Here is a 19,489-nt window from a genome sequence, read left to right as displayed (position 1 = left end):
GGTTAAACAAGAACGGGAGCCGATGGGTTCCCGTTTTTTTTACCCCTTTTAACGTTCTGCCCCAAAATAGTTTTGCTTTCAGCCGATAAGCGTTAGGTCAGCGTGTAAATAGACCCGTTTTAGTTTCATGCACTTTTTTCAGGGAGAAGATTACTCATCCCACGAATGGAGACTTCGACGGGTTATTGGATTTTGGGGGCGCGGACTCGATCAGCAATGCGGATTATCTTGAGCTGGAAAATCGTTAAATGGATAGAGGATTATTTTAGGTCTTGCGTAGAATTGGCTTCGACTCTGGGTTAGTCCACTTCATGCCAGAATCGAACGTTATCTCTCTGGTTCCACCCGACCATCCATCAGAATGTACTGCGCCGCTTTACGCGCGTATTGATCAATCAAAGGAACAAGCCGAGTGAAATGCTCGCTGGCGCAGTGTGCATCGAGTGCTGCCCGGTCAGGCCACTCTTCAATGAAAATAAAATGCCCCGGATCCTTTTCATCCTGGTACAAATCATAAGCAATACACAAGGGCTCTTTCTTTGTTGCGGCGATGAGTTCGCGGTAGAAAGGGAGAACGGTTTCGACACACTCAAGTTTGATAAAATCTTCGGCGATGACCTTTAGCATGCGAACTCCTTCATTAAAAATGGTACAAGGCTCTTTACGTGTAATTCCAGCCTGAAGGGCTGGTCAGAGCCAGAAGCGGGCCTGGTAGACTCAAGAGGTTGGATATATTGAATGTTTAATCAAGATTTTTACTTACAGTAAGCTGTAGATAACAGCGTTCCAGTAACCGTTGCCCTGTCGACGATACTCTTTCCAGCCCATCGATACGAGTTCCTTTGCAATCAGTCGATTCATCACCCAATGACCCATAAGCAGAACAGGCCCGTTTACTACTTTTACCGATGTCACCAGGATATCCGCAGCCTGAACGGCGCGTTGTTTAGCTATCTTATGCTAATCACCTGGCCTGAACGCATATTTAGACGTGAACATGATTGACGATAGAGATCTGCGTTGTTATTAATATATTCATATTTTTCAGCATGATAAGGTTGAGGATTCCGATATGATTTCTTTTCGAGCGATGACAAAAGATGAGTATCCTGCTTATCTCGAATATTTCGTTAATGATTATGCATATGAGATCGAATCAAACTACATGGTCTCCCCTCGTGATTCTCTTGCCAGAGCGAAGCAGGAAATAGCGGAAATGCTTCCCGATGGAATTAATACACATGGGCAAGTATTAATGTGTATTGTTGCTCATTCGGACAATACTAACAATCATGTAGGTTATCTCTGGTACAAACCAGACTCGACTAAGCGCACTGTTTTTATCTACGATTTTCATATTTTCAACTCCTGTCAGGGATTGGGACTTGGCAAACAATCTCTACGTGCTTTCGAAGAGTATCTGCTGGCGAAAGGTTTTAAAGAGATCAGATTGCGTGTTGCAGGTGATAATGCTCGCGCCCGGCATGTCTATGAAACCAGCGGATTCGGAGTGACGGGTATCAATATGAGTAAATCTATTACGGGTTGAGCCACTGACACGCAATAAAAGCCGGCAGTATCGACGAAACTATGTTCGCTATTCGCTCATAACTGGCCCCGAGTCCTGATGTTTATTCGAGGCAGGTTAGTCTAATTCACACCACAAAGTACTAACCAAAAGAAAACTAAGTTGCTTCAAAACAGAGCAGAAAACTTTCCCAAAACGACAAATATAATTTTGTTAATCAAGGTGCTGCGTCATGAGTGATTGAGCCTTTTTACAGGCTGAAAGTTGAATAAGTTGATATTTATCATAGTGTTGAACAAATTTTCTCTATGCACTGCTGGGCCACATGCAGTGGTTCGAAGCCGCGGACCTGATCGTTAAAGGTATGGAAGGCGCGATCGCCGCGAAGACCGCGACCGATGACTTCGAACGTCTTCGGCGCTGCATATCTCGTCCCTGTCGTGCCGCAACTGTTACGACGGGTAAGTGAACGGGAAATACAGTTACAGTCTATGCAGGCATGAGCTATCACACATTCGGCTGGTTCATTTTAACCATGCCAGATAATGGCTTATATAAACCTGATATTCTTTGTCCATATTGTTAGGTAAATCATTCGGAGAAAAAAAAGCAAGCTCCAGCCCTTCTTCGGGGTCATTCACTATTTCTCCACTCCAGTCACCAGACCAGAAAAGGGATGTAACGACGTTGATTTTGTCCTGGTTGTGAAGTGTAAATGTATATTCCGGACCGGAAAAAACGCCCAATAAAGTCAGGTTGTGGACATCAAGATTTGTTTCTTCCTTAACTTCACGTATGGCTGTTTCTTCCAAAGACTCACCCGGTTCAAGAAGCCCACCGGGCAGGCCCCATGTTCCGTCCCGTCGATGTTGCAGGAGGATACGCTGATTTTGGTCTGTCAGAACGACATTAGAACCCGCCAGTAAAAGTAAACGATGACCAATCATGCTGCGCATCTGCTGTACATAGTCCATTACTCACTCCTTTTCGCATGGCCAAAACGGAGGATGCCGCAGCCATATCGTTTAGGATAACGAACTGCAGCAACGGCCAGGTTGTTCATGCCGTGGCGCGCGCGAAAAGTATATAACGCAATACGCTTGTTACCACCTATTTTGTCCGAGCTTTGTTGCTGCGCTAACTGCCTGGGTGCTTCATTAAAAAGCCGCGCAGTTGCCAGTCCCCAGACACCATTTTTATGGACCATCGGTGCGTAGCCCTGGACTGATGCCGCAAAGCACACCGCAGATCTTGTCGCTGTCGTCACAAGCAAAACAACCGTAGCCAACGCCGGATTGTACGCGACATGCTCGTAGATATTGCACCAGAAGCATGAACGTTAGGTTGTCATCGCTGATGAACGCGACATGGCAGGAGTGACTTGTCAAAGACATATGAGTCCTGAAGAAACACTAAAAGTGTATTGTCGGGAGAAGAGTCACAAAAAATATCGTCGATTAACGTAACAGTATGTTCTGTCGCTGAAAAACAGAAAAGCGAAGGGGGAAAATGAGACTCTTCCATGAGCCAAAATCCCTCACAACTTAGGGCGATAGATAAAGGTCAGAATCAGCATGGCATAATTTCTGGTTAAAGCTATTTATATTATTTTTTTGTTCGTTAGTAGCGGGTTAACTGACTTACAAAACTATACCTTGCTATGTCGCGTTAATCATGCGTTAATGGAGTTCTGGTTTGTTATGAATTTATCTGAAGCAGTCACTAGAATAGTTTTATTATTTGTTCCTGTTGAGACTTCCTTGTTGGTTTTTCCTCTCTGATAATTTTTCTTCGGACCATTCTGCCCAAGGGCTTACTCAAAAAGGTAATGATTATGTCTAACAAAATGACTGGTTTAGTTAAATGGTTCAATCCTGAAAAAGGTTTTGGTTTTATCACTCCAAAAGATGGTAGTAAGGATGTATTCGTCCATTTCTCTGCTATCCAGAGTAACGATTTTAAGACGCTGAATGAGAATCAGGAAGTCGAGTTCGGTATCGAGCAAGGTCCAAAAGGTCCCTCGGCAGTTAACGTCGTGGCGCTTTAAGGAAACTGCTATTACTAATAATATTCACTTCAGATGCCCTTGTTGCCATGGGTCTCAGTACAGAACATCGTCTTTCGATGTCACTGATAGAAATCCTTTCGGCGCGAAATGTATTTTTTGCAAAACTACAATGATAACATTCGATAATATTGCAATGTACATTCGTTCTGGTCAGTCTCCATTGGATTTCAGAAAATAAAATTCAGGCTCCTTTGGGAGCCTTTTTTATTTTTAAGCTATTCTTATTAACGGAATCATCACGGAATAATTATGAAAAAAGTGATAGTATTTTTTAATTCAGAATCGGCAGTAGTCGTATCAGTCATGAAGAGTATTACTACAATAATGCGTGAGTACCCTAATGGGGAAAAGGCACACCTGCAAGTCATGTCCGCAGGTTTCCCGTCTCTCACTGGAGATCATAAAATAGTTCATGTTGCCTCTGATCGGGCTGTCACTTCGGAAGAAATTATTGCGGCGGCATCAAAGCTCTTTAAATAACGACTCATAGTCCTCTATGAACGGCAGTAAAACTGCGGATTGTTGTTTGCTTCTTGAGCAGGTTTGGTATAAACCATATCCACTAACCTCTTGATTATTGAAACTTTACTGCATATCGTTTATAGATATCAGTGGTTGTATAAGTTTTCACATGAATCATGGGATCTGCTGGGGGCATCGGTGCCGTTACAGACCAAGAGGTGCATAATGAAAATCGAAGAGTTAAAGAGAAAAACTGAAGCGGATATTTCTGATTTTATTACCAAAAAAATAGTTGAGCTCAAAAAAAAGACAGGTAAAGAAGTCTCTGATATCCAGTTTACGGCGCGAGAGAAAATGACTGGGTTGGAAAGCTATGACATCAAAATTAATTTGATCTAGCGGTCATCGACAACCAGCGCTAATGAAAGCATCATCTTATAAAGAGAGGGTGCTTTTTTATTATCAAACTCAAACCACCTCCACTGGAGGTGGTTTGAGCTCATTTCACCCGCTACGCGATGTCGTTACGCTATTCAATCGCCTCGCAAAGTCGCGTCTTCATGTCACGGTAGGTCTGCGCAGCATAGCGTTCGGCCCACTGCTGATCGACAATCTTCTCGACCTTAACCGCACAATACTTGGTTTCCGGCGTTTTTGAGATAGGGTCGAGATTATCCTGCGTTAATTCATTGCACGCGCCAATCCACCATTGATAGGTCATATACACTGCCCCGTGATTAATACGTTCGGAGACATCCGCCCGACTGATCACTTTTCCCCGGCGCGAGCTAACCCACACCAGGTCGCGATGGCGAATGCCCGCCTTTTGCGCATCCTGCAAGCTGATTTGCACATAGCCGGGTTCATCGGCAAGCGCCTGCAGCGCGGCACAGTTACCGGTCATAGAACGACAGGAATAGTGACCGACTTCGCGCACCGTACACAAGACCAGTGGATACACCTCGTCAGGGACTTCCGCAGGGGCGCGCCACGGTGCGGCAAACAACTTGCCTTTACCGTCTTTTGTGTCAAAGCGGCTGTTTTCATACAGATATGGCGTACCGGGGTGGTCAAGGTCGGGGCAGGGCCACTGGACATGTCCCATATCGCCCATCTTTTCGTAAGTCACACCATAGAACAGCGGGCACAGCTCACGCATCTCATCCCAGATTTGCTGATTGTTTTCATAGTGCATGGGGTAGCCCATTTCGCTGGCAAGCAGGCTGATAATTTCCCAGTCGCGCTTCACGTCACCGGTAGGTTCAATGGCCTTTTCAAAGCGCTGGAAGCCCCGATCGGCACAGGTGAATACGCCGCCGTGCTCCCCCCAGGAGGTGGCGGGTAAAATAACGTCCGCCATCTCGGCGGTTTTGGTCATGAAAATATCCTGTACCACGACAAAATCCAGCGCCGCGAAACCGTCGCGCACCAGTCCCAGATCGGCTTCTGTTTGCAGCGGATCTTCCCCCATGATGTAGTAGGCTTTGATTTTGCCTTCCAGCGCCAGATGCGGAACTTCGGTGATGCGTGTGCCGACCTTGTCGTCCATCCGGCTGGCGTCGATTCCCCAGGCGCTGGCGAATTTCTCTCTGACGGCCGCATCGGTAACATCCTGATATCCGGGAAAGAGATTAGGTAATACGCCCATATCGCAGGCTCCCTGGACGTTGTTCTGTCCTCGAACCGGGCCGACACCCACGTGAGGACGACCGAGGTTACCGGTCAACAGCGCAAGGCTCGATAATCCGCGTACCACATCGACGGCCTGACCAAACTGCGTCACGCCCATCCCCCACATTACGGTTGCGGAAGGGGCTGCGGCAAAGGTCCGCATCGCCTGACGCACCTGTGAGGCCGGAACGCCGGTTAAGTGCTCGACGGCTTCCGGCGAATAGTCCTTAACCGTCTGCCAATAGGCATCCAGCCCTTGCGTATGCTTGTGTACGTATTCTTTATCGTAAAGCTGTTCTTCAACGAGGACGTAACCAAAGGCGTTTACCAGCGCCATATTGCAACCGTTATTCAGCTGCAGATGCTGGTCAGCAATGCGGGCGGTTTCTATGCGGCGAGGATCGCAAACAATAATCTTCGCGCCATTCTGACGCGCGTTGATCACCCGACGCGCCACAATCGGGTGAGAGTCTGCACAGTTGTAGCCGAAGATCAGCAGGCATTTGGAGTTTTCTATGTCGCTGATGGAATTACTCATCGCGCCATTGCCCAGCGTTTCCTGGAGTCCGGCCACTGAAGGTCCGTGACACACGCGGGCGCAGCAGTCGACGTTGTTGGTGTTGAGGACCGCTCGGGCGAATTTCTGCATTACATAGTTGGTTTCATTGCCGGTGCCGCGTGAGGAACCGGTAGTCATAATGGCGCGCGGGCCTTCGCTGTCGCGAATTTCCAGTAAACGTCGGGCGGTATAGCGGATCGCTTCATCCCAACTGACCGGGGTAAATTTGCCGCCTTTTTGGTAGCGGATCATCGGACGGGTGAGGCGAGGGGTCAGAAGGCGGGTATCGTTGAGGAAGTCCCAGCCATAGTACCCTTTCAGACAAAGCTGGTTCTGGTTGGTAACGCCCTCAGCCGCTTCGGCGCGGATGATTTTGTTATTTTCAACAACAAGCTTAAGCTTGCACCCGGCCCCACAGTAGGGACAGACACTGGTGATTTTTTTCATCAATAACAGACCTGTTAAAAGCTGAAATAGCGCAAATTGTGACGAAGCCAGCGCGGAGCCGCTGAAGCTTCGGGTTGTCGTCATGACGCAGAGGATAAGCACAATACGTGCCAGAGTGGCAAAGTCAGCGTTGACGCGACTCCAGGCAGAGCCGACAGGAAAAATGACAGTGAATTCGACATAAATGACGAGCTGGCGTCAAAAAAAAGCCCGCACGAAGGCGGGCAAGAAATACTGGAAGCAATGTGAGCAATGTCGTACTAAATACCTGAGTTATTTACTCAACTATTCAGTAATGAGAAAGATAATCTTTATCATCTAAACTTGCAACCCCATCTTTTGTGGGAGAAATCAGAAAGCTCAATAAGGTGATGTACATCACAAATTTCAATTTCCTGACGATGTGCTATCCTTTTTAACGGCGAATAAACCGCTAACGTAAAATCGATAAGCGAGGAAAAAATGGGCATTATTTCATGGATTATTTTTGGTCTGATTGCAGGTATTCTGGCGAAGTGGATTATGCCTGGTAAGGATGGTGGTGGATTCTTTATGACGATCATTCTGGGGATCGTCGGTGCCGTGGTGGGGGGATGGATCAGTACCCTGCTTGGCTTTGGGAAAGTGGACGGCTTTAATTTCGGCAGCTTCGCGGTGGCGATTATTGGTGCTATCGTAGTGCTGTTTATCTACAGAAAAATCAAAAGCTAAGACGCAAAAATTGACTGACAAAAGGCGACCTGAGGGTGGCCTTTGTCATTTTGGGCCAGGTGTTACCACCAGCCCAGTTCGGTACCCAGCACCACAACTACCGCAACGACAATCATAATCAGCGTCGTTTTTTTCATGATTTACGCCCCCGGTGCGGCATAGCCACCGATAAAAAACCAGGCCAAAAAAACCACGGCCGTAATGAAAATGACGACGGGAAACAGTACGCCCAGTCTCATGCGATCACCTGTCTGAATTATGCAAAGAGCTGCAAGGATAACAGGGGTTAATGGGGGACAAAAGGGGTTTTATCCTCGCGCTTTTCGCTTATTCTGCGAGCGGCCAGGGCGTGACACGCAGGCACCCGGCAGGCTATTATTTCTCGGAATTGTCTTAACCAGAGTCGCGAGAGCGCAATGAGAGAAGTATGTTCCAGCTAAAGCCGGGTTCCCTGGCGCTAATCATTGGTGCGAAAACGCCTGCCGGGCGCGGCAACATTGGCAAGTCGGTTGAATTATTTCATCTCTGCCAACCGGGTGAGGTATTTATTAATCCAGTGAATGGATTTACCACGATGCTACCGAAAGAGACGCCGCGTGCGCTCTGGCTGGTGACGGGGGAGGTGGTGTCGGCAAGCGGGCAGCAGGGTTTTGCCTGGGTGAGAGCGGAACACCTGATGCCGCTGCTGCCGGATATTCAGCCTGAAACGACGAATATCCGCAAATTACAACTCACGTAGCCAGTCCGCCAGCACAAGGGCGTGATTCTGTTCGCTGTTTTTGGCGGCATACAGCAGCGTCAGCGTCTGCTGGCGGGCAATCTGCGCCAGTCGCTCACCTTCCTGCTTCTGCGTGGCGAGTTCTGCGCGATACAACTCAGTAAAATGATGAAAATCGATCGTTTCTGCGTGAAAGGCTTTGCGCAGTTCTGTTGAAGGGGTGAGGTCTTTGACCCACTCATTCAGCGCGAGATCCGTTTTTTTGATCCCGCGCGGCCACAGCCGGTCAACCAGCACCCGGTAGCCGTCGTCGTTTTCTGCCGGGTCGTAGACGCGTTTACACTGAATATTCATGATTGTCTCTCTCCTCAATCCAGGCGCAAAACTCATCGAGCTGATGGTCGGAAAAAACCGTTATCCCGTGCTGGCGTAACAGCGCTGCGGCAACACCCGTTCCGGGATGACGTTGACCGCTGAAGCTGCCGTCGTAAATAAACTGACTGCCGCAGGTTGGGCTGCCGTCGGTGAGAAGCGCAACGTCACAGCCGGTCTCTTGCGCAGTACGAAGGGCCAACCAGGCGGCAAGCTGATAGTGCGCCGTGACATCATGACCACTCTGTTCGACAATGGCTGCACGCCCCTGCATGACGTCGTTGCCATCGGCCTGAACAATCTCCGCCGGTGGTCGAGGCGTCGGCAATCCTGCGGCCAGCTCCGGGCAGTGGATCACCAGGCGCTGTTCCGCCTGTAGGTGAGCTAACATCGCCGTTGGCCGGGCTTTCTCGCTGCCGTTATAACGCACCTTCAGCCCCATCAGGCAGGCGCTCACCAGAACCTTACTTTTCATCGCATTTGCCTCGACAAGCAGAAAAACAGCACCCGATCACTATATCACTTTGCGCGTGCCCATCCTTAAATTAAGGTATTGTGATGGCAGTAAAAGATCGGTAGGCTGAGGTTCCTTATGTTGTCCCCAATTGTTCTGACGTAAGGAATTCTCCATGGAAATATCCTCTGTAAAAGATACGCTGCGGATTGCGGTGGTGGGTGATTACAACGCTGGCATCACGGCCCATCAGGCGATTCCTCTGGCCATCGATGACGCCGCTGCGGTTCTGGAACTGGTGGCGGATTACGACTGGCTGGCCAGCACCGAAATCACCAGCGCAGAAGATCTGGTCGGCTATGACGCCATCTGGGTAGTACCCGGTAGTCCATACAAAAATACGCAAGGCGCGCTGACTGCCATCCGTTATGCCCGCGAAAACGGCATTCCCTTCCTGGGAACCTGCGGCGGTTTTCAACATGCCATCCTCGAATACGCTCGTAACGTGCTGGGGTGGTCGGATGCCGCCCATGCGGAAACTGACACGACAGGCCGGATGGTCATTGCGCCACTCATCTGTTCGCTGGTGGAAAAAACCGACGCTATCGAACTGCGACCCAACACTCTGATTGCCAAAGCGTATGGCCAGCCGGTGATTTCAGAAGCCTATCACTGCAACTATGGCATTGCAGAGGCGTTCGCGGCTGAACTGGAAAGCGGCGATCTGCGCGTGACAGGCTGGGATGATAACGGCGAGATTCGGGCGGTGGAGTTGGTCACGCATCCCTTCTATGTGGCGACCCTGTTTCAGCACGAACGGGGCGCGCTGGCGGGTAAACCGGTTCCTCTTGTACAGGCGATGCTGCGCGCCGCGCAAGGCTAATCATCAGGGCAGAGCGGTGAGTCTGCCCTGAATCGTTCAGTCTGTTATCTCTTTATTACGCCCGGCATAGAGGCCGAAGACCGCCATCACGACCGCCAACGCTGCAACGGCCAGCAGCGGGATCTGCCAGCTTCCCTGGGTGTCATGGATCCTGCCCATCAGGGGCGGCCCGCAAGCGGCTAATAAATAGCCGACGGATTGCGCCATGCCGGAAAGTGCTGCCGCCTGATGTGCTGAACTGGCGCGCAGGCCGATGAAGGTCAGCCCCAGAATCATCGTCGCGCCGGAGCCAAATCCAAACAGCAGCGTCCACAGCACCGCCTGACCCGGCATAAACCAGAACCCTGTCGCACCCACTGCACACATGAACGACACCAGCGCGGCGATGCTGCGCTGATCGTGAAAACGGTACAGCACCAGCGGAATGAGTAAACCGGGAGAGGCGGTCGCCAACTGGAGCAAACCGTGCAGCGAGCCGGCCTGTGCCTCACTGTAACCGTGGCTGATTAAGATAGCCGGCAGCCAGCCGATGATCACATAATAAATCAGCGAGTTAATCCCAAGAAATAACGTCACCTGCCAGGCCAGCGGCGAACGCCAGATGCCGCGCGCATGCAAAGTGCGCGAGGTGGTCACGTTCGCGTGGGCGGTATTGCGCCATTGCGGCAGCCAGACCAGAAATGCCAGCAGTGGGAACACCATCAGCAGCAGCAGCGCACCGCGCCAGCCGAATCCGCTCAGCGCCAGTGGAACCACCAGCGCAGAGCCCAGCGCGGCGGCGGCCCCCATCGTCAGGGAATAAGCGCCGGTCAGTCTGGCGACGTGCTGCGAAAAATCGCGCTTGATCAGACCCGGCAGCAACACGTTGCCGAGGGCGATACCACAACCGATGATGGCGGTGCCGAGAAACAGCAATGAGGCGGATGACAGAGAACGCACGGCAATCCCGGCGCAAATCAGTAACATCGCGACAAAGAGGCTGCGTTCCATACCAATACGACGGGCAATGCCTGCGGCAAGGGGAGAAACCAGCGCGAACGCCAGCAGCGGCAGGGTGGTTAATAGCCCTGTCTGGGCCGTCGTGAGACCATAATCCGTGCGAATCGCATCCAGCAAAGGGGCGGCGCCGGTAAACGTCACGCGTAGCGTGGTGGCAATCATCAGGATACCCGCAATCAACAGGGCTCCGTGGTTGCCGCGTGGTGGTGAAGAAGTCATTGTTCTCTCATATCAACAGGTGAGGCCGTACCTTACCGCGTTTATCTGCGTAACGAATCAAGCTAAAATGACAGTTTATCGCTAATTTCGGACAAAATAATGTACAGCCTGCGACTCGACGGATACGACCCCGATCTTCACCACGATGCCGCCGTGGCGTTTCGTATCCGCGCCCGCCCGGACGAGCTGTTCAGTGCACAGCATCAGCATCGTAAAGGGCAACTGATTATGGCATTGCACGGGGCCGTCACCTGTGATGTTGAGTGCGCTATGTGGATGGTGCCGCCGCAGTACGCAGTCTGGATCCCCGGCGGCGTTCCTCACAGTAACCATGTTACGGCAGGCGCGGAGCTCTGCTTTCTGTTTATCGAACCGGATGCGGTCACTTTGCCGGGAAGATGTTGTACGTTAAAAATATCTCCGCTTTGTCGGGAACTGATCCTTTCTCTGGCGACGCGTAGCGACGGTCAGCGGGCAGAACCGCAGACGCAGCGCCTGACGCAGGTGTTGTTCGATGAACTCCCGCAGCAGCCACAGGAGCAGATGCAACTGCCGGTTTCTGCGCACCCGAAGATCCGCCGGATGGTTGAAACGATGGCGCGCGAACCGGCGCAGTGGCAGACGCTTGGGCAGTGGGCCAGTGTATTTGCGATGAGCGAGCGCAATCTCGCCCGGCTGGTCGTCAGGGAGACAGGGCTCAGCTTTCGTCGCTGGCGTCATCAACTCCAGCTTATTCTGGCTTTACAGGCCCTTGTCGGGGGGCACAACGTGCAGCAGGCAGCGCAACTGTTGGGATACGACTCGACCACCGCGTTCATCACCATGTTCAAAAAAGGCCTGGGCCAGACGCCAGGCCGTTATCTGGCGGGGTTGACTACTGCCTTCCCACAATAAGCGAGACAAGACCGGCGGCGATAAGCGGCCCGACAGGCACACCGCGAAACAAGGCCACGCCAAGCACCGTACCGACCAGCAACCCGGCGACCAGTTGGGGTTGGCTACCCATCAGCGTCACACCGCGACCGCCGAGCCACGACACCACCACGCCAACCACAATCGCCACCAGTGATTTCCAGTTAAGGAAAGAGTGGATCAATGTAGAAGGCGGCAGCGTCCCGCTGGCGATCGGCGCCATGACGCCAATCGTCAGGATAATAATCCCGATGGTTAGCCCTTGTTTTTCAATCCACGGGAAAAAGGTATTGAGCGGAGTAACGCGGACAATAATCAGCACCAGAATTGAAACGGCGACAGTGGTGTTATGGCTGACAAAGCCCAGAGCTGCCAGTCCAAGCAGAACCAGCAGAGTGACATCAAACATCGTTGTTTCCTTGCCAAAAAAAGTTAAGCCTGTTTACTCTACGCTCAAACGCAATGCAGAACAGACTTTTTTAGAATCAGGTCGCTATTTTCAGGCAAATGCATGATGGCGAAAAAACAGGCGATTTTGGTGTTTTGTCATCAAATTGCCATTATCGCGGGCTATCAATAACAGGTGAGCAGGTATCTCTCATTATGAGGTGTAGCCATGAACGATCACATGTTTATTGAGACGCTAATTATTAGCTCATCCTTTTTCGCCATTGCCGCCGTTATCGTGATCTCTGTGTTAATTCTCGAACGCGGTAGCTGAATGCCTACGATACGCGGTGAAATGCCACCCGTTCAGGCTGAGCAATGCGCAGATAATCGTCAGTATTGAGAATGATCGACTTCGTGAGCACACCAGCGTTAAAGGCAATTTCGCTATAGCGCTCGAAGAGCAGCGGATCGGCAACCAGTTTTAGCTGCGGATGAAAACTGAAGGGCGGAATCGCACCAAACACGCAACCGGTGAGCTCGTCTACCTCTGCCGGGCTGGCGAGAGAGGCTCGCAGGCCGCCAAGATAGGTAGCCAGTTGACCGAGGTCGGCTTGTTGATCGGCGGGCAAAATCGCCAGTACATGCTGATTCACTCCATTGCCTTTGACTTTGCAGACCAGCGCCTTTGCTCCCTGACCCAGTGCGGTGCCCCGAATTTCTGACACTGCCTCGCATTTGCCCACGGCCTCATGGCTGACGACGCGATAACGGGCGCCCTCCAGAGATAATAAATCGAGTAAACGCTGATGGGTGTCGCTGCCTTTTTCCATTTTGCTCATCTTTCACTCCTGTTCGCGCGAAAAAAACACGGGACAGATTATCACGAACGCTGGTGATTTTGGTGCTTGTTGAGGTAAAGCTGCTCGTCAGACGCGGTGTAGGCATCATGCAGCGTATCGTTCGGCTGCATGCTGTAACTTCCTGATGAAAAACGAATATCCCTCTCCGGCGCGACGGTTCGCAGATGGCTGGCAATCCGTTCCGGCAGACGAGCAGCCATGTCTGGCTCGGCGTCTATCAGAATGATGCAAAACTCATCACCGCCCAGGCGGATGGCGTAATCGCTCTTACGTACCGATGCCTCGATGGCTTTCGCCAGCAGCGTGATCGCCCGATCGCCCGCGTGATGCCCCAGCGTATCGTTAATCATCTTCAGCTTATCGAGGTCGATGGCGATAAAGGTCACCGGCGCACCGGCGCTGACCAATCGTTGCAATCGTTGCTCAAGCGTCGGGGTTAAAATTTTACGGTTATACAGCCCCGTCATCGCATCACTGATATTTTCGCGGGTGACATTGTGGTAAAGGCGGAAATGCAGTCTGACCATATTGAGGAGCAGGGCGGTCGCCAGCAGGTAAAACAGAAACAATTTCCAGGAAGAAACAATGAAATACAAAATATCGAGTGACAGCTCGACGTGCAGGCCACCGGGAAGATTGCTGATGTAATTGACGTACGGGAAAAGGTTATTTTCGCTTTGATGAATAATAATTGTTTTATCTGAGTCGGTATCGGTGACGCTGGCATTGAGATAACGCCAGACCAGGGGACGATCGTGGGTAAACACAATATTTTGCAAATTGTGTTTGTTAATATCCACCATCACGATGCCTTTTAGCTTACCGTTCAGATAGACCGGTGTTAAAAAACTCATCACATTAAGTTCAGTACGATCGTCCTGATAGATACTCGACAGCACGGTCCGGCCAGAAAACAATTCATCAATATCAGCCTGATGAATACCTAATGAGCCTTTCTGTAAAAAAGCCCAATGATGCATGGCAAACTGATGCGTATTGATCAAATCATAGAAGTAAATATATTGATTCTGTAAATCCAGATAATAATGAAATTTCTCTTCTGAGGTGGCGAGTCCTTTTCCATAATCAACCTGTTCCCGGTTAACCTTCACGGCCTGGTCAAAGGCAGGGAGCAGGAGTACATCGTCCGTGATACGCGCGCAGTCCGCAACAGAAGTCTGTAACGTACCGTTGAGCGCGGGATAATTATGCCTTGTCAGATTCAGACCATACACCGAGTTGGCACTTTCAAACGCCTGACAAAGGGTATTGCGCGCTTCGACAGAGACCATTTTCTCCGGCGAGGCTAGTGTGCGCATCAGATGAGCGGCAATACTCTGGTTTTGGTATTTATCATACAGAAACGAGGAGTCTGCTTTTTCGATGATATAGCGCATATAGCCATTCATTGCCTTATGACTGGCAATAAGTTCGTAGATCAAAAAGGAAGATGTCAGAACGACAACGCTTGCGGAAATAAAGAGCCTGAGCGCTTTATGAGGCAATTTCATGATAAACAGCAACCCTCCTGGTCAGATAATCTATTTTATCACACGTCACAGGTGCAACCTACCGACCAACGGGAATAGTTAGTACAAAAGGCATGAAATGAACCAGCCAGGAGATTATTTACCTGGCTGGTTGCGGTTTAATTGACGCTGGTGGTACCTTGTTTTTGAAAAAGCTCGCGGAACACCGGATAAATATCATCCTGATCGCGAATATGCTGCATCGCAAAATTATCAAAGGTGGACTGCAGATGCTCATATTCGCGCCATAATGTCTGATGCGCGCGGCGGGTAATTTCGATGTAACTGTAATAGCGAACCACTGGCAACAGTTTTTTCGCCAGAATTTCATGGCACAGCGGGGAGTCATCCGCCCAGTTATCACCATCGGATGCCTGTGCGGCGTAAATGTTCCACTGCGCAGGATCGTAACGCTCTTTCACGACGTCATCCATCAGCTTCAGGGCGCTGGAGACAATGGTTCCCCCGGTTTCCTGAGAGTAGAAGAACTCATGCTCGTCGACCTCTTTCGCCTGAGTGTGATGACGGATGTAGACCACTTCCACGTTTTTATACGTTCGGCTCAAGAACAGATAGAGCAGAATATAAAAGCGTTTGGCCATGTCCTTCGTCGACTGATCCATGGAGCCGGAGACATCCATCAGGCAGAACATGACCGCCTGGCTGGAAGGATCGGGACGCTTCTCATAATTTTTATAACGTAAGTCGAAGGTGTCGATGAACGGCACGCGCTCGATTTTGGCCCGCAGTTCGGCAATCTCTTTGCGTAGCCGTTCCTCCTCCAGAAGTTGCGCCGGTTCGCTCTTGCTGATGGTGTCGAGATCCTGCTCCAGCGCGTGCAGTTCGCGTCGTTTGCCTGCCGTCATGGCCGTACGCCGGGCGAGGGAGTTTTGCAACGACCGCACGACGCTGATATTGGCCGGAACGCCGTTGGCGGTATAGCCCGCACGATGCGTTTTATACTCCGTAAGCTGACGCTGCTGATTTTGCTTCAGATTAGGCAGCGCTAAGTCTTCGAAAAGCAGATCCAGGTATTCATCTTTGGAGATCTGAAAGACGAATTCATCCTGGCCTTCACCGTCCTGACTGGCCTGACCCTGTCCACTTCCGGATCCACCGCCGCCACCCTGTGGGCGCTCAATACGGTCATTCTGCACGAAATGGTCGTTTCCCGGATGAACGCGATGGCGCAGGCCGCCGCGTCCCTGATGAAACATCGGTTCGCTAATATCTTCCGTCGGAATGGAGACAGATTCACCGCTGTCTACATCGGTCACCGAACGCTTGTTAATGGCCTCGGAGATCGACTGTTTAATTTGTGCTTTATAACGGCGTAAAAAGCGCTGGCGGTTAACCGTGCTCTTATTTTTACCGTTAAGTCGTCGGTCAATGAACCAGGTCATATGTCCCCCGTACTGCATTTGCCAACTTTATGCGGCACCTGTAGTGCCAGATACGCCTCGCTTATCCGGCCTACGGTTCGCTGTCGTTGTGGGCCCGGCTGGCACAATGCGTCGCCGGGCCGTTTGCTGTTAAGACGATTTACGTACGCGCAGATACCATTCGCACAGTAAACGCACTTGTTTACGGGTATAGCCTTTTTCCATCATCCGGTCGACAAAGTCGTCGTGTTTCTTCTGCTCATCGGTCGAGGTTTTGGCATTGAACGAAATGACCGGCAGCAGCTCTTCGGTATTGGAGAACATTTTCTTCTCAATGACCGTGCGCAGTTTTTCATAGCTGGTCCAGTTCGGATTCCGTCCGCTGTTGTTGGCGCGCGCGCGCAGCACAAAGTTGACGATTTCATTACGGAAATCTTTCGGATTACTGATCCCCGCGGGTTTCTCAATTTTCTCCAGCTCAGCGTTCAGCGATTCACGGTCAAACAACTGACCGGTATCCGGATCGCGGTACTCCTGATCCTGAATCCAGAAATCGGCATACGTGACATAACGGTCGAAAATGTTCTGTCCGTATTCCGAGTAGGATTCCAGATAGGCGGTCTGGATCTCTTTGCCAATGAACTCGGCGTATTTCGGGATCAGATACCCTTTCAGGAACTCGAGATAGCGTTCTGCCTGCTCCTGTGGGAACTGTTCACGTTCGATCTGCTGTTCCAGTACATAGAACAGATGAACCGGGTTAGCGGCAACTTCGACATGGTCAAAGTTAAAGACGCGCGAGAGGATCTTAAACGCGAAGCGGGTTGACAGGCCGTTCATCCCTTCGTCAACGCCGGAGTAGTCGCGGTACTCCTGATATGACTTCGCTTTCGGATCGGTATCTTTCAGACTTTCACCGTCATAGACGCGCATTTTCGAGTAGATACTCGAGTTTTCCGGATCTTTCAGACGGGAAAGAATCGAGAAGCGCGCCAGCGTTTCCAGGGTTCCCGGCGCGCAGGGCGCGTGGGTCAGCTCGCTGTGGTTAAGCAATTTCTCGTAGATTTTAATCTCTTCAGAAATGCGTAAGCAGTACGGTACCTTCACGATATAAACACGATCGAGGAAGGCTTCGTTGTTTTTATTGTTACGGAAAGTCACCCATTCCGACTCGTTCGAGTGGGCGAGAATAATACCGTTGAACGGCAGGGCGGAGATCCCCTCGGTGCCGTTGTAGTTCCCTTCCTGAGTGGCGGTCAGCAGCGGATGTAGCACTTTAATCGGTGCTTTAAACATCTCGACAAATTCCATAATCCCCTGGTTCGCCCGGCACAGCGCGCCGGAATAGCCATACGCGTCCGGATCGTTCTGGGCGTGGTGTTCGAGTTTACGAATATCCACTTTCCCGACCAGCGCGGAGATATCCTGGTTGTTCTCATCGCCGGGCTCCGTTTTGGCAATCGCGATTTGCGCAAGGATTGACGGCCAGACTTTTACCACGCGGAACTTGGTGATATCCCCACCGAACTCATGCAGGCGTTTGGCAGCCCACGGCGACATAATGGTGCCGAGATAACGGCGCGGAATGCCGTACTCTTTTTCCAGAATCTGGGTATCTTCCTGCGGATTAAACAGACACAGTGGATGATCGTTCACCGGACTGCGCTCACCGTTGGCGCTCAGGACATAAATCGGGACGCGCTGCATCAACGACTTCAGTCGTTCGGCAAGCGACGATTTCCCGCCCCCTACAGGCCCCAACAGATACAGGATCTGTTTCTTCTCTTCCAGCCCCTGAGCCGCGTGTTTCAGATAAGAGACAATCTGTTCGATCGCGTCTTCCATGCCGTAAAACTCTTCAAACGCCGGGTAACGAGCGATAACCCGGTTGGAGAAGAGGCGAGAAAGTCGGGGTTCCTGGGCAGTATCAACCATGACGGGTTCACCAATAGCCATCAATAGCCGTTCTGCCGCGTTGGCATAAGCACTGCGATCTTGCCGACAAGTGGTAAGAAACTCCTGCAGTGTGAACTCTTCGTCCTTGGCAGCTTCATAACGCTGGCGATAGTGATCGAATATATTCATGATATGCCGTCCTTTCGTTTTTTAGCACAGGTTAAGAGCCGTTCATATGAATAGTAGAGGCTCCCGGAAGAGGTAGACTGAACGACGTCATTTACTGTCTCGTATCAAAAAAACAGCAACTCTCATGCCAGCTTGTACAGCGTGAGACCAACGTGCCCGGCGATACAACTTCTAAATTAAAGCGTAGATGGCATTTGCAAAACTTGCATGCGCTCGCAAATGATTTTCAATGGCATATCAATAACTCATCCGCAAAAAATGCATAGTTAATGTAAATAAAGTGGCAGGAGATCACACCGTTTTCATCCCACTGTAAGCCGCGTGTCATCTCAGCCTGCAAAATTAGACGGTTACATTCTTTCATTAATTTGTAAAATGGTTGGGTTGTAACGTATTGGCGGTTACACTTTTGCCGCTGAACAATTGAATAAGGAAAGATGGATTGTGACCAAACTCAAACTTCTGGCACTTGGCGTGTTTATCGCATCGTCTGCTACCGTGGTGCACGCTGAAAGCAACCTGACGCTTGGCGCTGGCGTTGGTGTGGTTGAACACCCTTATAAAGATTACGACGCAGATGTTTACCCGGTTCCGGTGATCAACTACGAAGGCGACAACTTCTGGTTCCGTGGTCTGGGCGGTGGATACTATCTATGGAACGACACTGCAGACAAGTTGTCGATCACGGCCTACTGGTCCCCGATGTATTTCAAACCGGGCGACAGCGACGATCGTCAGATGCGTCGTCTGGATAAGCGTAAGAGCACCATGATGGCGGGCTTATCTTACGTCCATAATACCGAATACGGTTTTCTGCGTACCACGCTCGCCGGGGATACGCTGGACAACAGCAACGGTATCGTCTGGGATCTGGCCTGGCTGTATCGCTACACCAATGGCGGCCTGACGTTGACGCCGGGTATTGGTGTTGAGTGGAACAGTGAGAATCAGAACGACTACTACTACGGTGTGTCTCGTAAAGAGTCCGCAAGAAGCGGTATGCGTGGCTATAACCCGAACGACAGCTGGAACCCGTACCTGGAGCTGAGCGCGAACTACAACTTCCTCGGTGACTGGAGCGTTTACGGTACTGCACGTTACACCCGTCTGTCGGATGAAATTACCGACAGCCCGATGATCGACAAATCCTGGACTGGCCTGATTTCGACCGGGATCACCTATAAGTTCTGATTGTGCATTATTACTGTGCAATTTGTGCATCAAAACAGGGCGCTTGCGC

At 50.8% G+C, this 19,489-nt stretch carries 26 protein-coding genes; 11 read left to right on the top strand and 15 right to left on the bottom strand.

The genetic code is table 11. From position 1 onward, the window contains the following. Positions 1-327 precede the first annotated feature (327 nt). The gene (locus GBC03_19130) at positions 328-627 is read right to left on the bottom strand and encodes an antibiotic biosynthesis monooxygenase (GenBank protein ID QFS72171.1); all 300 of its coding nucleotides are present in this window, start codon (positions 625-627) and stop codon (positions 328-330) included. Positions 628-759: 132 nt separating this feature from the next. After that, entirely contained in the window at positions 760-954 is a 195-nt protein-coding gene (locus GBC03_19125) for a phosphoglycerate mutase (GenBank protein QFS72170.1), read from the bottom strand. Positions 955-1,072: 118 nt separating this feature from the next. On the opposite strand from GBC03_19125, the gene GBC03_19120 reads away from it, so the two are divergent. Then, entirely contained in the window at positions 1,073-1,549 is a 477-nt protein-coding gene (locus GBC03_19120; GenBank protein QFS72169.1) for a GNAT family N-acetyltransferase, read from the top strand. Positions 1,550-2,052: 503 nt separating this feature from the next. Here the strand turns inward: GBC03_19120 and GBC03_19115 are convergent. Both GBC03_19115 and GBC03_19110 read right to left on the bottom strand, forming a co-directional pair. Beyond that, positions 2,053-2,502, bottom strand: a complete 450-nt coding sequence (locus tag GBC03_19115; GenBank protein ID QFS72168.1) for an NUDIX domain-containing protein — start codon at positions 2,500-2,502, stop codon at positions 2,053-2,055. Beyond that, positions 2,502-2,735: a hypothetical protein gene (locus GBC03_19110; GenBank protein ID QFS72167.1), complete on the bottom strand. Its 234-nt coding sequence runs from the start codon at positions 2,733-2,735 to the stop codon at positions 2,502-2,504. Before GBC03_19110 ends, GBC03_19115 begins: the two co-directional genes overlap by 1 nt. A 627-nt stretch (positions 2,736-3,362) precedes the next feature. Between GBC03_19110 and cspI the strand changes: the two genes are divergently transcribed. The 4 genes from cspI (at position 3,363) to GBC03_19090 (ending at position 4,457) form a co-directional block, all read left to right on the top strand. Further along, positions 3,363-3,575, top strand: coding sequence for a cold shock protein CspI (gene cspI / locus GBC03_19105; protein ID QFS74064.1), 213 nt, complete (start codon positions 3,363-3,365; stop codon positions 3,573-3,575). A 10-nt stretch (positions 3,576-3,585) separates the two neighbouring features. Then, a complete protein-coding gene (locus GBC03_19100) occupies positions 3,586-3,774 on the top strand; it encodes a cold-shock protein (protein ID QFS74065.1) in 189 nt (62 codons plus the stop codon). Between the two features lie 71 nt (positions 3,775-3,845). Next, positions 3,846-4,076 (top strand): hypothetical protein, encoded by a 231-nt coding sequence (locus GBC03_19095; protein ID QFS72166.1) that lies wholly within the window; start codon positions 3,846-3,848, stop codon positions 4,074-4,076. 207 nt (positions 4,077-4,283) lie between these two features. Further along, entirely contained in the window at positions 4,284-4,457 is a 174-nt protein-coding gene (locus tag GBC03_19090) for an addiction module toxin, GnsA/GnsB family (GenBank protein QFS72165.1), read from the top strand. A 130-nt stretch (positions 4,458-4,587) separates the two neighbouring features. Here GBC03_19090 and GBC03_19085 read toward each other — a convergent pair whose 3' ends face one another. Further along, positions 4,588-6,735: a formate dehydrogenase subunit alpha gene (locus tag GBC03_19085; protein QFS72164.1), complete on the bottom strand. Its 2,148-nt coding sequence runs from the start codon at positions 6,733-6,735 to the stop codon at positions 4,588-4,590. Positions 6,736-7,197: 462 nt separating this feature from the next. Here GBC03_19085 and GBC03_19080 point away from each other — a divergent pair, with 462 nt between their 5' ends. Next, complete coding sequence (locus GBC03_19080; protein QFS72163.1) at positions 7,198-7,446, top strand: GlsB/YeaQ/YmgE family stress response membrane protein; 249 nt, start codon at positions 7,198-7,200, stop codon at positions 7,444-7,446. A gap of 62 nt (positions 7,447-7,508) precedes the next feature. Here the strand turns inward: GBC03_19080 and GBC03_19075 are convergent, their stop codons facing one another. Further along, on the bottom strand, positions 7,509-7,583 hold the full coding sequence (locus GBC03_19075) for a hypothetical protein (GenBank protein ID QFS74063.1): 75 nt from the start codon (positions 7,581-7,583) through the stop codon (positions 7,509-7,511). Between the two features lie 3 nt (positions 7,584-7,586). Then, a complete protein-coding gene (yoaK, locus tag GBC03_19070) occupies positions 7,587-7,685 on the bottom strand; it encodes a YoaK family small membrane protein (protein ID QFS72162.1) in 99 nt (32 codons plus the stop codon). A gap of 188 nt (positions 7,686-7,873) precedes the next feature. Here yoaK and GBC03_19065 point away from each other — a divergent pair, with 188 nt between their 5' ends. Next, positions 7,874-8,185 carry a hypothetical protein gene (locus tag GBC03_19065; protein QFS72161.1) on the top strand — a complete coding sequence of 104 codons (312 nt, stop codon included), beginning with the start codon at positions 7,874-7,876 and terminating at the stop codon, positions 8,183-8,185. Here the strand turns inward: GBC03_19065 and GBC03_19060 are convergent. Then, complete coding sequence (locus GBC03_19060; protein ID QFS72160.1) at positions 8,171-8,518, bottom strand: DUF488 family protein; 348 nt, start codon at positions 8,516-8,518, stop codon at positions 8,171-8,173. The two genes, GBC03_19065 and GBC03_19060, sit on opposite strands and share 15 nt — an antisense overlap. Beyond that, positions 8,502-9,011, bottom strand: coding sequence for a DUF523 domain-containing protein (locus GBC03_19055; GenBank protein QFS72159.1), 510 nt, complete (start codon positions 9,009-9,011; stop codon positions 8,502-8,504). The genes GBC03_19060 and GBC03_19055 overlap by 17 nt, the downstream gene beginning before the upstream one ends. A 154-nt stretch (positions 9,012-9,165) precedes the next feature. On the opposite strand from GBC03_19055, the gene GBC03_19050 reads away from it, so the two are divergent. Beyond that, positions 9,166-9,873: a hypothetical protein gene (locus GBC03_19050; GenBank protein ID QFS72158.1), complete on the top strand. Its 708-nt coding sequence runs from the start codon at positions 9,166-9,168 to the stop codon at positions 9,871-9,873. 36 nt (positions 9,874-9,909) lie between these two features. Here the strand turns inward: GBC03_19050 and GBC03_19045 are convergent, their stop codons facing one another. Continuing rightward, entirely contained in the window at positions 9,910-11,091 is a 1,182-nt protein-coding gene (locus GBC03_19045) for a CynX/NimT family MFS transporter (GenBank protein ID QFS72157.1), read from the bottom strand. A gap of 99 nt (positions 11,092-11,190) precedes the next feature. Between GBC03_19045 and GBC03_19040 the strand changes: the two genes are divergently transcribed. Continuing rightward, complete coding sequence (locus tag GBC03_19040) at positions 11,191-11,985, top strand: helix-turn-helix domain-containing protein (GenBank protein ID QFS72156.1); 795 nt, start codon at positions 11,191-11,193, stop codon at positions 11,983-11,985. Here GBC03_19040 and GBC03_19035 read toward each other — a convergent pair. Next, positions 11,966-12,412, bottom strand: a complete 447-nt coding sequence (locus GBC03_19035) for a DUF441 family protein (GenBank protein QFS72155.1) — start codon at positions 12,410-12,412, stop codon at positions 11,966-11,968. The two genes, GBC03_19040 and GBC03_19035, sit on opposite strands and share 20 nt — an antisense overlap. Positions 12,413-12,619: 207 nt before the next feature. Between GBC03_19035 and GBC03_19030 the strand changes: the two genes are divergently transcribed. Beyond that, entirely contained in the window at positions 12,620-12,724 is a 105-nt protein-coding gene (locus GBC03_19030) for a hypothetical protein (GenBank protein ID QFS72154.1), read from the top strand. A 4-nt stretch (positions 12,725-12,728) separates the two neighbouring features. Here GBC03_19030 and GBC03_19025 read toward each other — a convergent pair whose 3' ends face one another. The 4 genes from GBC03_19025 to GBC03_19010 all read right to left on the bottom strand — a co-directional run bounded on the left by GBC03_19025 (position 12,729) and on the right by GBC03_19010 (position 18,249). Then, positions 12,729-13,232 (bottom strand): YbaK/prolyl-tRNA synthetase associated domain-containing protein, encoded by a 504-nt coding sequence (locus GBC03_19025; protein QFS72153.1) that lies wholly within the window; start codon positions 13,230-13,232, stop codon positions 12,729-12,731. 41 nt (positions 13,233-13,273) lie between these two features. Beyond that, positions 13,274-14,764 carry a diguanylate cyclase gene (locus tag GBC03_19020; GenBank protein ID QFS72152.1) on the bottom strand — a complete coding sequence of 497 codons (1,491 nt, stop codon included), beginning with the start codon at positions 14,762-14,764 and terminating at the stop codon, positions 13,274-13,276. A 137-nt stretch (positions 14,765-14,901) separates the two neighbouring features. Next, on the bottom strand, positions 14,902-16,185 hold the full coding sequence (locus GBC03_19015) for a DUF444 family protein (protein ID QFS72151.1): 1,284 nt from the start codon (positions 16,183-16,185) through the stop codon (positions 14,902-14,904). Positions 16,186-16,314: 129 nt separating this feature from the next. Then, positions 16,315-18,249, bottom strand: coding sequence for a PrkA family serine protein kinase (locus GBC03_19010; GenBank protein QFS72150.1), 1,935 nt, complete (start codon positions 18,247-18,249; stop codon positions 16,315-16,317). A gap of 444 nt (positions 18,250-18,693) precedes the next feature. Here GBC03_19010 and GBC03_19005 point away from each other — a divergent pair, with 444 nt between their 5' ends. Beyond that, complete coding sequence (locus tag GBC03_19005) at positions 18,694-19,440, top strand: MipA/OmpV family protein (protein ID QFS72149.1); 747 nt, start codon at positions 18,694-18,696, stop codon at positions 19,438-19,440. The last annotated feature ends 49 nt before the right edge of the window (positions 19,441-19,489 follow it).

The organism is Citrobacter telavivensis (genome assembly GCA_009363175.1).
Classification (GTDB): Bacteria; Pseudomonadota; Gammaproteobacteria; order Enterobacterales; family Enterobacteriaceae; genus Citrobacter_A; species Citrobacter_A telavivensis.
This window is presented reverse-complemented; position numbering and strand designations above follow the sequence as displayed.

Excerpts from the sequence above, each read along its gene's own strand:
- GBC03_19030 (QFS72154.1), top strand. The coding sequence starts at position 12,620 with ATGAACGATCACATGTTTATTGAGACGCTAATTATTAGCTCATCCTTT.
- GBC03_19010 (QFS72150.1), bottom strand. The coding sequence starts at position 18,249 with ATGAATATATTCGATCACTATCGCCAGCGTTATGAAGCTGCCAAGGAC.
- GBC03_19060 (QFS72160.1), bottom strand. The coding sequence starts at position 8,518 with ATGAATATTCAGTGTAAACGCGTCTACGACCCGGCAGAAAACGACGAC.
- GBC03_19045 (QFS72157.1), bottom strand. The coding sequence starts at position 11,091 with ATGACTTCTTCACCACCACGCGGCAACCACGGAGCCCTGTTGATTGCG.
- GBC03_19115 (QFS72168.1), bottom strand. The coding sequence starts at position 2,502 with ATGGACTATGTACAGCAGATGCGCAGCATGATTGGTCATCGTTTACTT.
- GBC03_19090 (QFS72165.1), top strand. The coding sequence starts at position 4,284 with ATGAAAATCGAAGAGTTAAAGAGAAAAACTGAAGCGGATATTTCTGAT.
- GBC03_19035 (QFS72155.1), bottom strand. The coding sequence starts at position 12,412 with ATGTTTGATGTCACTCTGCTGGTTCTGCTTGGACTGGCAGCTCTGGGC.
- GBC03_19055 (QFS72159.1), bottom strand. The coding sequence starts at position 9,011 with ATGAAAAGTAAGGTTCTGGTGAGCGCCTGCCTGATGGGGCTGAAGGTG.
- GBC03_19015 (QFS72151.1), bottom strand. The coding sequence starts at position 16,185 with ATGACCTGGTTCATTGACCGACGACTTAACGGTAAAAATAAGAGCACG.
- GBC03_19065 (QFS72161.1), top strand. The coding sequence starts at position 7,874 with ATGTTCCAGCTAAAGCCGGGTTCCCTGGCGCTAATCATTGGTGCGAAA.
- GBC03_19040 (QFS72156.1), top strand. The coding sequence starts at position 11,191 with ATGTACAGCCTGCGACTCGACGGATACGACCCCGATCTTCACCACGAT.
- GBC03_19025 (QFS72153.1), bottom strand. The coding sequence starts at position 13,232 with ATGAGCAAAATGGAAAAAGGCAGCGACACCCATCAGCGTTTACTCGAT.
- GBC03_19110 (QFS72167.1), bottom strand. The coding sequence starts at position 2,735 with ATGGTCCATAAAAATGGTGTCTGGGGACTGGCAACTGCGCGGCTTTTT.
- GBC03_19085 (QFS72164.1), bottom strand. The coding sequence starts at position 6,735 with ATGAAAAAAATCACCAGTGTCTGTCCCTACTGTGGGGCCGGGTGCAAG.
- yoaK (QFS72162.1), bottom strand. The coding sequence starts at position 7,685 with ATGAGACTGGGCGTACTGTTTCCCGTCGTCATTTTCATTACGGCCGTG.
- GBC03_19095 (QFS72166.1), top strand. The coding sequence starts at position 3,846 with ATGAAAAAAGTGATAGTATTTTTTAATTCAGAATCGGCAGTAGTCGTA.
- GBC03_19050 (QFS72158.1), top strand. The coding sequence starts at position 9,166 with ATGGAAATATCCTCTGTAAAAGATACGCTGCGGATTGCGGTGGTGGGT.
- GBC03_19120 (QFS72169.1), top strand. The coding sequence starts at position 1,073 with ATGATTTCTTTTCGAGCGATGACAAAAGATGAGTATCCTGCTTATCTC.
- GBC03_19020 (QFS72152.1), bottom strand. The coding sequence starts at position 14,764 with ATGAAATTGCCTCATAAAGCGCTCAGGCTCTTTATTTCCGCAAGCGTT.
- GBC03_19080 (QFS72163.1), top strand. The coding sequence starts at position 7,198 with ATGGGCATTATTTCATGGATTATTTTTGGTCTGATTGCAGGTATTCTG.
- cspI (QFS74064.1), top strand. The coding sequence starts at position 3,363 with ATGTCTAACAAAATGACTGGTTTAGTTAAATGGTTCAATCCTGAAAAA.
- GBC03_19130 (QFS72171.1), bottom strand. The coding sequence starts at position 627 with ATGCTAAAGGTCATCGCCGAAGATTTTATCAAACTTGAGTGTGTCGAA.